12 protein-coding genes are annotated in these 13,480 nt (G+C 44.9%); 8 read left to right on the top strand and 4 right to left on the bottom strand.

Going from position 1 to position 13,480, the window contains the following annotated elements; all coding sequences use genetic code 11:
* A partial coding sequence (locus CCU_RS00850) for a prephenate dehydrogenase (protein ID WP_243440825.1) occupies window positions 1–953 on the bottom strand: 953 nt, incomplete at its 3' end.
* Window positions 954–1,227: 274 nt separating this feature from the next.
* Between CCU_RS00850 and CCU_RS00845 the strand changes: the two genes are divergently transcribed.
* Both CCU_RS00845 and CCU_RS00840 read left to right on the top strand, forming a co-directional pair.
* Window positions 1,228–2,499 (top strand): M18 family aminopeptidase, encoded by a 1,272-nt coding sequence (locus tag CCU_RS00845; RefSeq protein ID WP_015533209.1) that lies wholly within the window; start codon window positions 1,228–1,230, stop codon window positions 2,497–2,499.
* A gap of 106 nt (window positions 2,500–2,605) precedes the next feature.
* Window positions 2,606–3,718 (top strand): N-acetylmuramoyl-L-alanine amidase family protein, encoded by a 1,113-nt coding sequence (locus tag CCU_RS00840; protein ID WP_015533208.1) that lies wholly within the window; start codon window positions 2,606–2,608, stop codon window positions 3,716–3,718.
* Window positions 3,719–3,769: 51 nt separating this feature from the next.
* On the opposite strand, the gene CCU_RS00835 is transcribed toward CCU_RS00840, so the two are convergent.
* Entirely contained in the window at window positions 3,770–4,495 is a 726-nt protein-coding gene (locus CCU_RS00835) for a pseudouridine synthase (protein ID WP_015533207.1), read from the bottom strand.
* A 280-nt stretch (window positions 4,496–4,775) separates the two neighbouring features.
* Here CCU_RS00835 and CCU_RS00830 point away from each other — a divergent pair, with 280 nt between their 5' ends.
* Entirely contained in the window at window positions 4,776–5,390 is a 615-nt protein-coding gene (locus CCU_RS00830; RefSeq protein ID WP_015533206.1) for an SH3 domain-containing protein, read from the top strand.
* A gap of 114 nt (window positions 5,391–5,504) precedes the next feature.
* Here CCU_RS00830 and CCU_RS00825 read toward each other — a convergent pair whose 3' ends face one another.
* Window positions 5,505–6,158, bottom strand: a complete 654-nt coding sequence (locus tag CCU_RS00825; protein ID WP_015533205.1) for a response regulator transcription factor — start codon at window positions 6,156–6,158, stop codon at window positions 5,505–5,507.
* A gap of 53 nt (window positions 6,159–6,211) precedes the next feature.
* Window positions 6,212–7,369 (bottom strand): sensor histidine kinase, encoded by a 1,158-nt coding sequence (locus tag CCU_RS00820; protein WP_015533204.1) that lies wholly within the window; start codon window positions 7,367–7,369, stop codon window positions 6,212–6,214.
* Window positions 7,370–7,671: 302 nt separating this feature from the next.
* Here CCU_RS00820 and CCU_RS00815 point away from each other — a divergent pair, with 302 nt between their 5' ends.
* From CCU_RS00815 to CCU_RS00795, 5 genes are all read left to right on the top strand, one after another.
* Window positions 7,672–8,619 (top strand): ABC transporter ATP-binding protein, encoded by a 948-nt coding sequence (locus CCU_RS00815; RefSeq protein ID WP_015533202.1) that lies wholly within the window; start codon window positions 7,672–7,674, stop codon window positions 8,617–8,619.
* An 85-nt stretch (window positions 8,620–8,704) separates the two neighbouring features.
* The gene (locus CCU_RS00810; protein WP_015533201.1) at window positions 8,705–9,868 is read left to right on the top strand and encodes an ABC transporter permease; all 1,164 of its coding nucleotides are present in this window, start codon (window positions 8,705–8,707) and stop codon (window positions 9,866–9,868) included.
* Window positions 9,855–11,015, top strand: coding sequence for an ABC transporter permease (locus CCU_RS00805; RefSeq protein ID WP_015533200.1), 1,161 nt, complete (start codon window positions 9,855–9,857; stop codon window positions 11,013–11,015). Before CCU_RS00810 ends, CCU_RS00805 begins: the two co-directional genes overlap by 14 nt.
* Before the next feature lie 72 nt (window positions 11,016–11,087).
* Window positions 11,088–12,893, top strand: a complete 1,806-nt coding sequence (locus tag CCU_RS00800; protein ID WP_208895877.1) for an alpha-amylase family glycosyl hydrolase — start codon at window positions 11,088–11,090, stop codon at window positions 12,891–12,893.
* A 31-nt stretch (window positions 12,894–12,924) separates the two neighbouring features.
* Window positions 12,925–13,480 (top strand): NAD-dependent epimerase/dehydratase family protein (locus CCU_RS00795; protein WP_208895876.1); only part of this gene is annotated, 556 nt, incomplete at its 3' end.

Here is a 13,480-nt window from a genome sequence, read left to right as displayed (position 1 = left end):
CTTTGCCTCTGCGATAAAAGCTTCACCTTTGCCAGCGCACCAGCCTCGTCAGGGATATCTACGAACAGTTCATGGTGCATTCTTATGACACCGCTGCTGTTGTTAGGAATGGAATCCCTGTAATCTCTGGCGGATGCAAAAAAAGCATTTATCCCAGCCGCATCGCGCTGTTTAATATGATAAATCATTTTGTCTATAAGCTCAACATATTCCTGAAGACCGTTTACGATATTGTCAGGATTTGCCAGAAGAATGTGCTCCCATACCACTGGATTGGAGGATGCGATTCTGGTTATATCTTTGAAGCCTCCGGCTGCCAGTGATTTAAATATATTGTCTGGGCTGTCTGCCGCTGCGACAAGGTTGACCAGTGAGGCGGCTATGACGTGGGGCACATGACTTATGTAAGAGGTTATACGGTCGTGCTCAACAGGTGAGTATGTGATCGGTATTGCGCCCAGATCTCCGATAAATGTGGAGAACTCCTCAGTCTTGCCCGGCAGAACTCCGTCTGCAGGTGTGATGAAGTAATAGGCATTCTCTATGAGCCTGTCGGTGGCCGCTTCGTAGCCAGATCTCTCAGAGCCTACCATAGGGTGTCCGCCGACAAAATACCTGGCAAGCCCAAGCTCCTGGACTGCTTCGTATATGTCGAGCTTTACGCTTCCGACATCAGTCAGTATGGTGCTGTCTGTAAGAAATGGCTTGAGCTGGCGCAGGTATTCTATATTATAGTGGACCGGTGCGCACAGAAAGATATAGTTACATTCTGCTATGGTATGGATATCATCTGTATATTCAGTCAGTGTCCCATCGGAGACAGCTTCCTTGAGTGTAGATAGATTATTGTCAAAGCCGACTATTCTGTAATCAGGGAAAATGCGGTGGATGGATTTGGCAATAGATCCTCCGATAAGTCCCAGACCGATAAATCCTATTGAAAAATCATTCATTTTACGTTCTCCTTTAACAGTTTGACGCATAAAAGCGTTAAAGTATCTATTGGCGATTATACAGCCTTTTGAATGACAGGGCAAGAGAAGATTCACATTGCGATAAAAAAACTTGAATATCAGATGTGGATATTAAGCTAAAATAAGAAGTAAGGGAATTGTATAAGCTGAAGATTTGTACTAAAATCTTTGTGGAGAACGCAGACGATGCACATAAGAAAGTATACTGATGTGTGCGTTTGTCGACCGACCATTATAAGGAGGATAATTTATTATGATAGATACACTTTGCAGACTACTTGACGCCGGTGTCACACAGTTTCATGTAGTGAAGGAATGTGAAGCCATGCTGCAGGATCACGGTTACATGGAGCTTGATATGGGAGAACGCTGGGAGCTCACGGCCGGAGGAAGATATTATGTGAAGCCATACTCATCTATGATGGTGGCGTTTGCCGCAGGGGAGATGCCTGAGTATGGCAGGCTGAATATCGGCCTTGCACATACAGATTTTCCTATGCTCAAGATAAAGACTCAGCCGGATATGAACAGAAGCGGCTACCAGACACTGAATGTAGAGCCGTACGGCGGACTTATCAAGGAGACATGGTTTGACAGACCGCTTGGAATCGCGGGCAAGGTCATGGCGCAGACCACGGATCCGTTCAGGCCGAAGACGTATCTGTATGATTCAGAGCGTGCCATGTGCATAGTGCCAAGCCTTGCACCGCATCTGAGAAAGGATGCACCCGGGGAGAAAATGAATGTGCAGAAGGAGCTCATACCTGTATATGGTCTGGATGGTCAGACTGTGAAGGACAAAGATATATTACAGTATGTGGCAGATGACCTTGGGCTTTTGAAGAACGATATTCTTGATTATGATCTATACCTGTATAACATGGATGGAATGGAGATAGTTGGGGCAGATAAGGATATGATAGCTTCTCCGAGACTTGACAATGTAACTTCCGTGTCAGCGCTTGTTGACACCATGTGCAGAGAGACAAATGGCAATAATACAAATGTTATAGCATTGTTTGACAATGAGGAGATAGGCAGCAGATCAAAGCAGGGAGCAGATTCGGTGCTTCTGTCGGAGATAATAAAGCGTATCATGGAAGGCTTGGATATTGAGGCTGGAGCAGGAAGACGCCTTATGAGAGATGCATTCATGCTGTCACTTAATGTGGCGCACGCAACCCATCCGAATTATTCAGAGAAGAGTGATCCGACAAATCAGATTGTCATGGGGCGCGGAGTGGCACTCAAATCAAGTGCAAGTCAGAGATACGTGTCAGACAGTGAGGCATCTGCGGTCATCATGGCTCTTTCAAGAAATCAGGAGATAAAGATACAGCGTCAGGTGAACAGGTCGGGTATGGCAGGAGGACAGACTTTAGGTCCTATAGCTTCATCTTATCTGCCAGTCAGAGCTGTAGACATGGGAATACCGATACTGGCTATGCATTCAGCGGTGGAGCTTGGAAGTGCGGAGGATTATGCACAACTTGAGAAGATTTGCGGTGCAGTATTTGAAATGTAGTATGGTGAAATCAGGTATTTGAGCAATTTACTTGTGCAGTTATTACGATTGTGTTACAATAAGATGATGTATTTTTAACTTCAATAATCACTTACGGAGGATACTCATGAAGAAGAAACATTTAAAATATGCAGTGCTCTGCTTTGGACTTGCCTCTATGCTGGCATTTGCCGGATGCGGAAGCAAAGGTGACGATGCTACCACAGCCAATCCGACGGAGACAGAGGCGACCACAGAGGCAGTGACGGTGGCGACTACGGAAGCAACAACTGAGGCACAGCCGGAGAAGGACAAGGATGGCTTTACAATATGTAATGACAAAGTAAAGACTCTTGACTATGTGAATGTCAGAACGAGCCCATCAACTGATGGAGAGATATATCAGGAAGTTGCAAATGATGTTGAGCTGGACAGAATCGGTTATAACGATGAGTGGAGCAAGGTATCTATAGATGGTGGGGAATACTATATATTCTCAGAGCTCCTTGAGGTCGTAGGCGGAGGAGATAAGTCTGATGCATCGACTGAGGCGACAACAGAGAATTCATCGGATGCATCCACAGAACAGGGAACTACATCCAATGTTGGTGAGGGCAAGATGATAGTTATAGATGCCGGACATCAGCAGAATGCAAATGAAGAGACCGAGCCGATAGGCCCTGCTGCTACAGAGACAAAAGTAAAGGCAACCGTTGGCAACACAGGTGTATCAACAGGAATAAAGGAATATGAGCTGAATCTTCAGATCGCACAGAAGCTTGAGGCAGAGCTCACATCCAGAGGCTATACAGTTAAGATGATCAGAACATCGAATGATGTTGATATAAGTAATGCGACGAGAGCAGAATATGCGAACAACCTTAAGGCAGATGCAGTTATAAAGATCCATACAAATGGATCGACAGACGGTAATGCGACAGGTGTGATGACAGTATGTCAGACATCATCTAATCCATATAATTCAGCTATCTATGATCAGTGCAAGAGTCTTGCCACGGATGTTTTATCAGGACTTCTGGCTTCCACAGGAGCTAAGAGTGATGGAATATGGGAGACGGATACCATGAGCGGAATAAACTGGAGTACAGTTCCGGTAACCATAGTGGAAGTTGGCTATATGACTACAGCATCTGAGGAGGCACTTCTTGTAACAGACGATTATCAGAACAAGATCGCCAAGGGAATAGCAGATGGCCTTGATAAATATATTACAGAATAGAAGTCAGTAACATAAATAAAAATAGAGAACAGGATTTCCTGTTCTCTATTTTTATTGTGGCATATCGAACCGGAGAAGACTGACCTCTTCTTCCGAGAGACTTCTGTAGGCACCTGTTGGAAGCGATTCGTCTATCTTCAGCTCACCCATTGCAATTCTTCGCAGAAAAGTAACTTTCATGCCAACGGCCTCAAACATTCGCTTGACCTGGTGAAAACGTCCCTCTGTTATTATGAGTTCGATCTCCGATCTGGCAGCGGTGCTGTCGGAAGATAATATGCGCAGATCTGCGGGCAGTGTAGGTTTTTCATCTCCGATATCCACACCTGTGGCGAAAAGGTTTATGGTATCATCTGTTACATATCCGTCAATCTCTGCGTAATATGTCTTGGGAATGTGGTGTGCAGGAGACAGAAGATGGTGGGTCAGTGCTCCGTCATTTGTCAGAAGTAGAAGTCCTTCTGTGTCTATATCCAGCCGTCCCACGGGTGACAGGTCTTTTGTATTTTCTCCTTTTAGCAGATCGATAACGGTCTGATGCACGTTATCTTTGGTGGCGCTTACACACCCCGCAGGTTTGTTCAGGAGAAAATATCTGTATCTAGAATAATTCAGAATCCTGCCATTATATTTTATAGTATCGTTGTTCTCATCTATCTTTACATCTGAGGATTTAACCGGGGCACCATTGACGGTGACAGTGCCTTTTTTCACATACTGCTTTACCTGACTGCGGCTGCCGATCCCCATTTCAACTAGAAATTTATCAAGTCTCATAATGTACTCCTTTTGTTGACTGTATGATGTCATATGATACCACGAAAATGCGCTTTTTTCAGCAGAAAAGTTAAATGTTACAAAACACAACATGTCGTTACAAACAGTTGTGTAAAACCACTAGAAATTGGTATTTTTTTGTCAGAATCAGTTGACACATGCACATGTGTAGTGTATTATATTTAACAGAAATGTAACAAATGCGGTAACTTTGTAAAAATTAGATTACGAAATACTACATAGAAAATAGCTTGGATTAAGGGTAAAAGAGGAAAAATTAATGACTAGATCACGCAGTAAGTTTGGAAGATTTGTAGATCACATGAGAAGGAATGTTCTCAGTTATAAATATTTAAGACATAACATTTTGATGACAGCACTTGTGGTTGTAATGGCTCTTTGTGTATTTGCTGTCATAAGTTTTGGAGAGAAGGCTGACCCGCTTGCGGATGAATTATATGCGAATGATAGTGTGACTATCAACAAGAGTCAGGCAGTGATGATGGCAGACAGCAGTGTGCAGCTTGCCATCGACGCAGTGGTGCCTGCAGGAAGTTCAGTATCGGCCAACGATACGGCCAGAGTTGCCAGCAATGCATCAGGTAGTATACAGTCTGTGACTTCAGCGTCTACCGAGGCAGTGACAACAGAGGAAGCGACAACAGAAGAGACCCCTTCAGAGGTGCTTCCGGGCGTAACAGCATCAGTGATATATGATGGTGTGTATGTCCATACAGAGCAGTCATCAGAATCAGATATCATAGCTACAGTGAACAGTGGAGAGATGTTCGACGTTGTATCACAGGATGAGAGCTGGATAGGAGTTCAGTTATACGATGGCTCGATCGGATATATTTCAACAGAATATGTAAGTGTGGATGCCTCACTTCAGTAGTAGTGTATATGAGTACCCCTCACCCAGGTACGACCCAGTAAGACAGAAAAAGCAAGTCGCATGTCATTCAAGGATGGCGTGCGGCTTGCTTTTTAGTGTTGTATTGACTGTTGCTCAATTGGTTAGCTTTTTGTAGTAGAAGCACGCCAGCTGTGTGCGGTCTCTCAGCTGCAGCTTGTCAAGGATGGAACTGATATAGTTTCTCACTGTACCCTCGCTCAGATACAGGCTTGATGCGATTTCTTTGTTATTCAGACCATCTGCAACAAGTCTGATAATATTCATTTCCTTGGAACTGAGTTCGTATTCCATTCCGGCAAATGGCGATGGCTGGACATCTGATGAGGTAGTGTCCATATGTCCAATAAGATCAGGGAGTTTTCCAACTATCTCATCCCCGAATACAGTCTGTCCATTGTATACTGCTTTTACTGCCGGTGCGATGCTCTCAAAATTCTGCTTCAGTATATATCCCTTTGCTCCGATACTCAGTGCTTTGATTATATATTCGTCATCTGAAAATGTTGTCAGGAGAAGAATGCGGGCATCCGGGTGAGAGGCCATGATAGTCTCAGAAGCCTCAAGGCCATTTATGTTCTCCATGCGGATGTCCATGAGTAGAACATCCGGTTGATATTCTTCGTACAGTCTGATCGCATCAGCTCCACTGCCTCCCGTGGCGGATACCTGTATGTCGTCGCAGGCTTCGAGTATGGTCTGAAGTGACAGTGCCACCAGTTGGTCGTCATCTATTATAACTACATTCATTTGTCGGTTTCCTCCTATTTATAATCAGGATATTTTGCATATCTGTTTGGAATTCAGTCTGTAAAATCTCTTTTCATGATATTGATCAATATGGAAAATCCGTCGTCGGTTGATATCTTCATTGTGCCTCCAAGTTTGTTTACTCTTTCCTGGATACCATTTAAGCCCATACCGCCAGAAGCGCTTCCTTGTGCCGGGGATGGATCGGAGCGGATGTTCTGTCCATTGTCTGTTATATACAGTTGATAAAATGCCGGGTGTTCCCGCACGCGGATATCCATATGGTCGCCGTTGCTGTGCTTCAGCGTATTGTTAATGGCTTCCTTTACTATGTTGATGAATGAGTATTTGATCTCTCTTGGAAGCTTATCTGACATGTCGTAATCCATGTAGATGTCCATGTCGCTGACGTTGTTGATCACATCATCTAGGGCAGTGCGCAGGTCTATGGATTCATCGTGTAGATCGTGGACACTTTTTCTCATGCTGTCCATTGCGGTATCCAGCGTAGATTGCAGCTGTGCCAGGGGCTTCTCAAGACGCTCGTCTTTGTTGATAACTTTGATGGCACCGGTCTGAAGTATGGATCTGGTGAGCATATGACCGACATTGTCATGAATCTCCCGGGCAATCCTGTTTCGCTCTGACAGGGTGGCGGTGAGTACCATGTTGTCCTGATTTTCCAGCAACTGGCGTGTGTTCTGTGCAACCAGCATGTCGTGTTCTGCAGTATTGTCCCTCATGGCAAGAAGCTCAGCCCTCAGCAGATTTATCCGGCAGCAGTACACGCTCATAGCAAATGAGAATGCGATGAGGCATATCTGCGGGAGAACTGACATCAGAGGATAGTTGACGCACATGTATATGGATAACAGGACAAGTATGACTGGTGACAGCCGTTGTCTGTATCTGTACATGTCGTAGCTGACTATGGACACGAACATATAGACTGGGTGTAGCCAGAATGCGGATACAAGATACGCGCATACCAGTGCCTCGCATATGTATGGATATATTCTGCTGTGGTTCTCGGCGCCCTTCGTGGTGGCTCTGTTCACTGCGGAGATCCCGGCAAGTGCCGGATAGACCGCACCGGCAATGAGCGACAGGAGCAGTGCGATGATGATCCGGGTGTCCGTGGCAGTATTATGCGCATATATCATGACAAATGCTGAGACCAGCAGGAGTCCTTTGTTGATGAGATGTTTCATAATTATTCTCCATAATGTAGAAAATGCTGTAGTATATATCGTGCTGTCTGAATAGCCGTGCCGGGCAGTGTGTGCAACCTAGTGTAATAATTATTATAAATAAATATGAGGGAAAAAGAAATATGACAAATGTCACATTGTGAAGATGACGTTGTTCACTGTGAAAACAGATCAAGGGTGTATATAATGAGAGCATGTAATAAAGAATGTAGCATGCTGATGCGTGCAGACTATCATGTTATGAACGACACTCATAAGATAATGAGGGGCAAAAAACAGGATATCAAAACAGGAGGATATATATGAGTAATTCAGAAAATGCAATAGAGGTTACCAATCTGGTAAAGCGATATAAAGATCTACTGGCGCTGGATCATTTCAGTTTGACGGTGAAGGCGGGGGAGATACTTGGACTCCTTGGACCAAACGGCTCCGGCAAAACGACAACTATAAATTGTATACTGTCTCTGCTCACATTTGACAAGGGCGATATAAAGGTATTTGGCAAAGAGATGAAGCCCGACAGCTACGATATCAAGAGAGAGATCGGAGTTGTAATGCAGGATGTGGCGGTGTTCGATGAACTGACTGTATATGAGAATATTGATTACTTCTGCGGCCTCTATATAAAGGACAAAGAGAAGAGACGCAAATGTGTTGAGGAGACAATGGATTTCGTGGATATTGCGGATTACAGGAAATTCCTTCCAAAGAAGCTCTCGGGTGGACTGCTGCGAAGACTGAATATTGCCTGCGGAATAGCGCATAAGCCAAAACTTATATTCTTCGATGAACCGACAGTGGCGGTCGATCCGCAGAGCCGTAACAGAATACTTGAGGGGATCAAGCGTCTGAATGAGGAAGGTGCCACCATCGTATACACATCCCATTATATGGAGGAGGTCGAGCAGCTCTGTGACAGGATAGTCATCATGGACAAAGGAAAGTCTGTAGCTGTAGGAACAAAGGAAGAACTTAAGAAGATGATCAAGAACACTGAGACCATCAAGGTTGAGGTGCTTGGACTTACAGGCAAACAGATATCGGAGCTTCGCAGACAGCCGCATATGTATGAGGAGGAATATAGCGATGGTATGTTGACGCTGAGATATTCTGGTGGAAGACACAATCTGGTGAGACTCATGGAATTCTTCAAGGAGCACGATATATCATTTGGCAGGGTTGTTACGGAACTCCCGACGCTCAACGATGTATTTCTGGAGATCACAGGCAAGGAGCTCAGAGACTAAACGAAATTCAGGGCAGAGATATGAGATCGTTGAAATCGTATTGTATATGGAAAATTGAGATGAATCAGGATTAAAGGAGAGAATTATGTTTATACGGGACTTTTTATACACCATAAAGATCATGGTCCGAGGCAGGGTGTCGATCTTCTGGACACTGGTATTCCCGCTGCTTCTTGCAACATTCATGTACATGGCATTTGGCAACATATATGAACAGGATGAGATGTTCAGGAATATCAAGGTGGCGGTGGTCACTGAGGATGAATCGGCAAATGGACTTAATTATATGCTGGATGCGCTGTCGGATGGCGATGACGCCCTTCTGTCGGTTGCGAGGATGAGCGAAAGCGATGCGGAAAAGTTACTGGCTGATGAAGAGGTCGAGGGCATCATATATACGGATGATGTGAAGCTCACGGTTGCGGAGAGTTCTGTCAATGCGAGCATACTTGAGACAGTGCTTTCTGAGTACAAGCAGTACGAGCATGCACTTATGGATATATATAAGGATGGCATCGGACTTCAACAGTATATGTCTGGGACTTCCGGCGTGGATGATATGTCGGACCTTGTGGAAAAACTCTCAGAACAGAGATCATATTATACAGAGAAGGCCAGCACTGAGGGCAGCCAGAATGTGTATAACAATTATTTCTATGCCATATTTGCCATGAGCTGTCTGTTTGCATCACTTTCATCTATAGAGATGATGGGCAATCTTCAGGCAAATGTGAGCGCTACGGGAAAGAGAAAAAATGTGTCCCCACAGAGAAAAATGACCTTTGTTTTGGCAGAGTTTGCTGCACTGCTGATTATACATTTTGTGGTCGAGGTCATAAGCTTTATATATATGTCCTGCATAGGAGTGGATTTTGGCGACAGAGTATGGGAGATCCTGCTTACTCTGTTTGTGGGCTGCTTTATCGGTCTGGCAATAGGAGTCATAGTTGGGGCTATATCAAAGCTTGCTGAGGGGACCAAGATAGGTATTGTGATCGGAATATCCATGGTGATGTCCATCCTTTCTGATCTGTGTATAAACGGAGTAAAGTATGAGATACAGCAGCACGTGCCGATTATAAATAAACTCAATCCCGCGGCTCTGATATCGGATTCATTCTATGCGCTGAATGTTTACAGTGACCACCAGGTTTTCACTGAGAATATCGTCATAATGACTATTGAGGCTGTGGTGCTCATAGCAGTTGGGATTCTCATGGTAAGGAGGAACAGATATGCAAGTGTTTAAATCTTTTTTCAAGGTTTTGAGAAAATATATTGGGCAGATGATCATGTATGTGGGAATCCTGTGTGGAGTCATGATTGTGTTCATCAATGTGGGAAACACAGATCCACAGAATTATTATAAGGATAAAACGATCAAATATGCGGTGAGCGATGAGGATGGCAGTGAGATGAGCAGAAAATTGATGGCTTACCTGAATGATACGCAGCAACTTGTAGATGGCGTTGATATGGACGAACGAGGTATTCAGGATGCTCTCTACAACAGGGCGGTGGATTGTGTGATCAGGATACCAGATGGCTTTGGCGATGCATGGGCAAATGATACTGCGGATGGTATGCTTGAGATAACGACTATCCCCGGAAGTCAGGCGTCCATGCTGTTTGAGGCAAGGCTTGACAGCTACATGAATATGGTGTCTCTGTACAAGAGGGCCGGAGATGATATGAACGATGCCGATAAGAGAGCGAGGATGGCACTTGAGCAGAAGGCTGAAGTCGATATGGCCGAAGGAAAGAACTCAGGACATTCCATGTTATATAATTTTTACAACTATCTGGGGTGGGTCATGATCTGCGTTATGATAATTGGGGTAGCGCCTGTTTTGCAGGTATATAACAGGAAAAAGCTTAGAGCGAGAATAGAGTGCTCATCATACAAATTTTTCAGGCTGAACAGGGAACTTGTCCTGGGGATGATGTTTACTGGATGCGTATTGTCTGTAGTATTTATAGTACTTTCCAGAATACTTATAAAATATGATATAGTCTCAGCAAGGGGCGGAATGTTCATACTCAATATGCTGGTGTATGCCTGTGTAGCACTCTCGCTGGCATTTCTGGTTAGCAAGCTTACCCAGAGTGAACAGATTCTTTCCATGTGTGCAAATGTCATATCACTTGGAATGGCATTCCTCTGCGGGATATTTGTGCCGAGAGAGTTCTTAAGTGACACTGTGATGGCGATAGCACATTTCCTTCCAGCATATTGGTACGCAAATGCAACGGATGCCATCGACAATTTCGCATCCGGCAGTTCGGTGTCAGGCATATTTGTAAGCATGGGAGTGCAGATGCTATTCGCCGTACTGTTCATACTTGTTGGAGTGATCGTTGACAGGTACAAGACCGCCGGCAGGGCTATGGCTTAGAAAATACACTGGAAGTTATGAGGCATGGTCTGTTATAATGTTCTTTGGAGGGAGTATAGGAGGAACGAGAAAGTGCTTAAAAAGAAAGTGCTGAAACAGAACAACTTACTCAGACTGCAGAAGAGACTTGCAGTGGTTATGCTGGCCCTTACACTTGGACTCGGTACAGGGTGCGGCAAAACAGATGACGGAGCGGACGGTGCTGCGTCGTCAGAAGCAGAGACTTTGGCGGATGGTCAGACAAACGATCAGACAGATGCCGGAGCCGAAGAAGAAAATGGACAGGAGTCTAAAAAGGATAATGACGAGCCTTATGCAGAGGGAACATATTCCAGTGATGCATACGATGTGGCAGAATTTACGGCAGAGCCTCGTAAGAAGACCGACGAAGAGGGTAATCGTGGTGTGTATTACGAGATATTTGTCAGATCATTTGCCGATTCAGACGGTGATGGTATAGGCGATCTGAATGGCGTCACGGAGAAACTTGACTATCTGAAGGAGCTCGGGATCGATGGGATATGGCTCATGCCGATCACTGCATCCGATACCTACCACGGATATTCCGTGACGGATTACATGGCGGTGAATCCCGATTACGGAACAGAGGATGATCTTAAGAGATTGCTTGACGAAGCACACAGCAGAGACATGAAAGTCATCATGGATCTGGTCATCAATCACACCAGTATCAATCATCCGTGGTTTCAGGCGGCAAAGTCCGATGAGAACAGCGAGTACAGAGATTATTACAGGTGGGTGTACAAGACCGACAAGAAAGACTGCAATCATCTTCTCGACAAATCAAGCTGGGGAGATATGGTGTGGCACCAGGAAGGAGACTTCTATTATTATGGTGTGTTCGGCGCGGATATGCCGGATCTGAACTATAACAATCCGGATGTTAGACAGGCTGCGAAGGATGCCGCCGGTCACTGGCTGGAGCTTGGTCTTGACGGTTTCCGTATGGACGCCGCAGTTCATATCTATGGGGCGCATGAGTTCAAGCAGCAGGAAGATTCTGAAGCGGCAAACATCAACTGGTGGAACGAATTTGCCGGTTACTGCGAGAGCATAAATCCTGATGTATACCTGGTGGGTGAGGTATGGCAGGATGACAAGGTGCTGGAAAATTATGTCCAGCCATTTGACACGAAGTTTGATTTCGCAATTCAGCAGAAGATACTGAACTGCGTACAGAAAGGCATGGCGGTGCCAGGCTTTGGTGATTCTCTTTCCGTGGCGATAGAGAATATACAGAATAAATATGACGGCGTGGATGTCAACTATCTGAATGGAGTATTTGGAGCAAATCACGATCAGGACAGGATAGCATCGTCGGTGAACAGCCTGGATAAGGCGAGACAGATAGCAGCGGTATATATGACACTTCCAGGCAATCCATATATTTACTATGGCGAGGAACTCGGAATGTACGGCAGCAAGCCGGATGAGATGATAAGGACACCATTCCTGTGGGGAGATGACAGTACATACAACACGTCATGGGAAAAGGATGATCAGAATGCAGAGACAAAGGGACTTGACCAACAGATGAAAGATCCGGATTCAATGTATTCATATTACAAGACACTGATAGCGCTTAGAAAAGACAATCCTGCCCTTATGAAAGGAAACTATAGAGCGGCAGCGCTCACAAGCGACAGTGTGATAGCGTACTTCCGTGAGGCGGATGGACAGAAACTGCTGGTGGTGCACAACTTTGCAGAGGGCAATCAGACGGTATCACTTGCTGAGTGCGGAGACATAACAGTTACAAATGTACTTTATTCAAGTTCTGGTGAGACAGGTGTGTCAGACCTTAGTTCAGTGAAATTAGCTGGAAATGAGAGTGTGGTACTGGAACTTGGTGAGTAGATAAAAAATCCCAATTTAAAGGAGGATCTCCATGAAGAAAATACTAATAACGGGTGGTACAGTATTTGTAAGCCGGTATGCGGCGCAGTATTTTGTGGACAAAGGCTATGAGGTGTATGTGGTGAACAGAAATTCAAGACCGCAGGTTCCAGGTGTGAAACTTATAGAAACGGACAGGCATGACCTGGGAGACAAACTCAAAGACATCTATTTTGATGTTGTGGCGGACATAACCGCATATAATGCGGAAGATATCACAGACTTATGTGACAGCCTTGGTTCATTTGGTCAGTATATCATGATCAGCTCAAGTGCAGTGTATCCAGAGTATGGAGATCAGCCATTCCGTGAAGATTCAGAACGGGCACTCAACAGATACTGGGGGTCATATGGTACGGATAAGATTGCTGCGGAGGATGCATTACTTGACAGAGTGAGTGATGCTTACATACTCAGACCACCATATATTTATGGACCTATGAACAATGTATACAGGGAGGCTTTTGTATTTGACTGCGCCAGGGCGGACAGGCCATTTTATCTGCCCGGAGATGGTGGAATGAAGCTGCAGTTCTTCCATGTGAAGG

The organism is Coprococcus sp. ART55/1 (assembly GCF_000210595.1).
Taxonomy (GTDB): Bacteria; Bacillota; Clostridia; order Lachnospirales; family Lachnospiraceae; genus Coprococcus; species Coprococcus aceti.
The sequence above is the reverse complement of the archived record's forward strand: the minus strand, read 5'-3'. Positions and strand labels throughout refer to the sequence as shown.

Coding starts and splice junctions, on each gene's coding strand:
- CCU_RS00845 (WP_015533209.1), top strand. CDS start 1,228: ATGATAGATACACTTTGCAGACTACTTGACGCCGGTGTCACACAGTTT.
- CCU_RS00840 (WP_015533208.1), top strand. CDS start 2,606: ATGAAGAAGAAACATTTAAAATATGCAGTGCTCTGCTTTGGACTTGCC.
- CCU_RS00835 (WP_015533207.1), bottom strand. CDS start 4,495: ATGAGACTTGATAAATTTCTAGTTGAAATGGGGATCGGCAGCCGCAGT.
- CCU_RS00830 (WP_015533206.1), top strand. CDS start 4,776: ATGACTAGATCACGCAGTAAGTTTGGAAGATTTGTAGATCACATGAGA.
- CCU_RS00825 (WP_015533205.1), bottom strand. CDS start 6,158: ATGAATGTAGTTATAATAGATGACGACCAACTGGTGGCACTGTCACTT.
- CCU_RS00820 (WP_015533204.1), bottom strand. CDS start 7,369: ATGAAACATCTCATCAACAAAGGACTCCTGCTGGTCTCAGCATTTGTC.
- CCU_RS00815 (WP_015533202.1), top strand. CDS start 7,672: ATGAGTAATTCAGAAAATGCAATAGAGGTTACCAATCTGGTAAAGCGA.
- CCU_RS00810 (WP_015533201.1), top strand. CDS start 8,705: ATGTTTATACGGGACTTTTTATACACCATAAAGATCATGGTCCGAGGC.
- CCU_RS00805 (WP_015533200.1), top strand. CDS start 9,855: ATGCAAGTGTTTAAATCTTTTTTCAAGGTTTTGAGAAAATATATTGGG.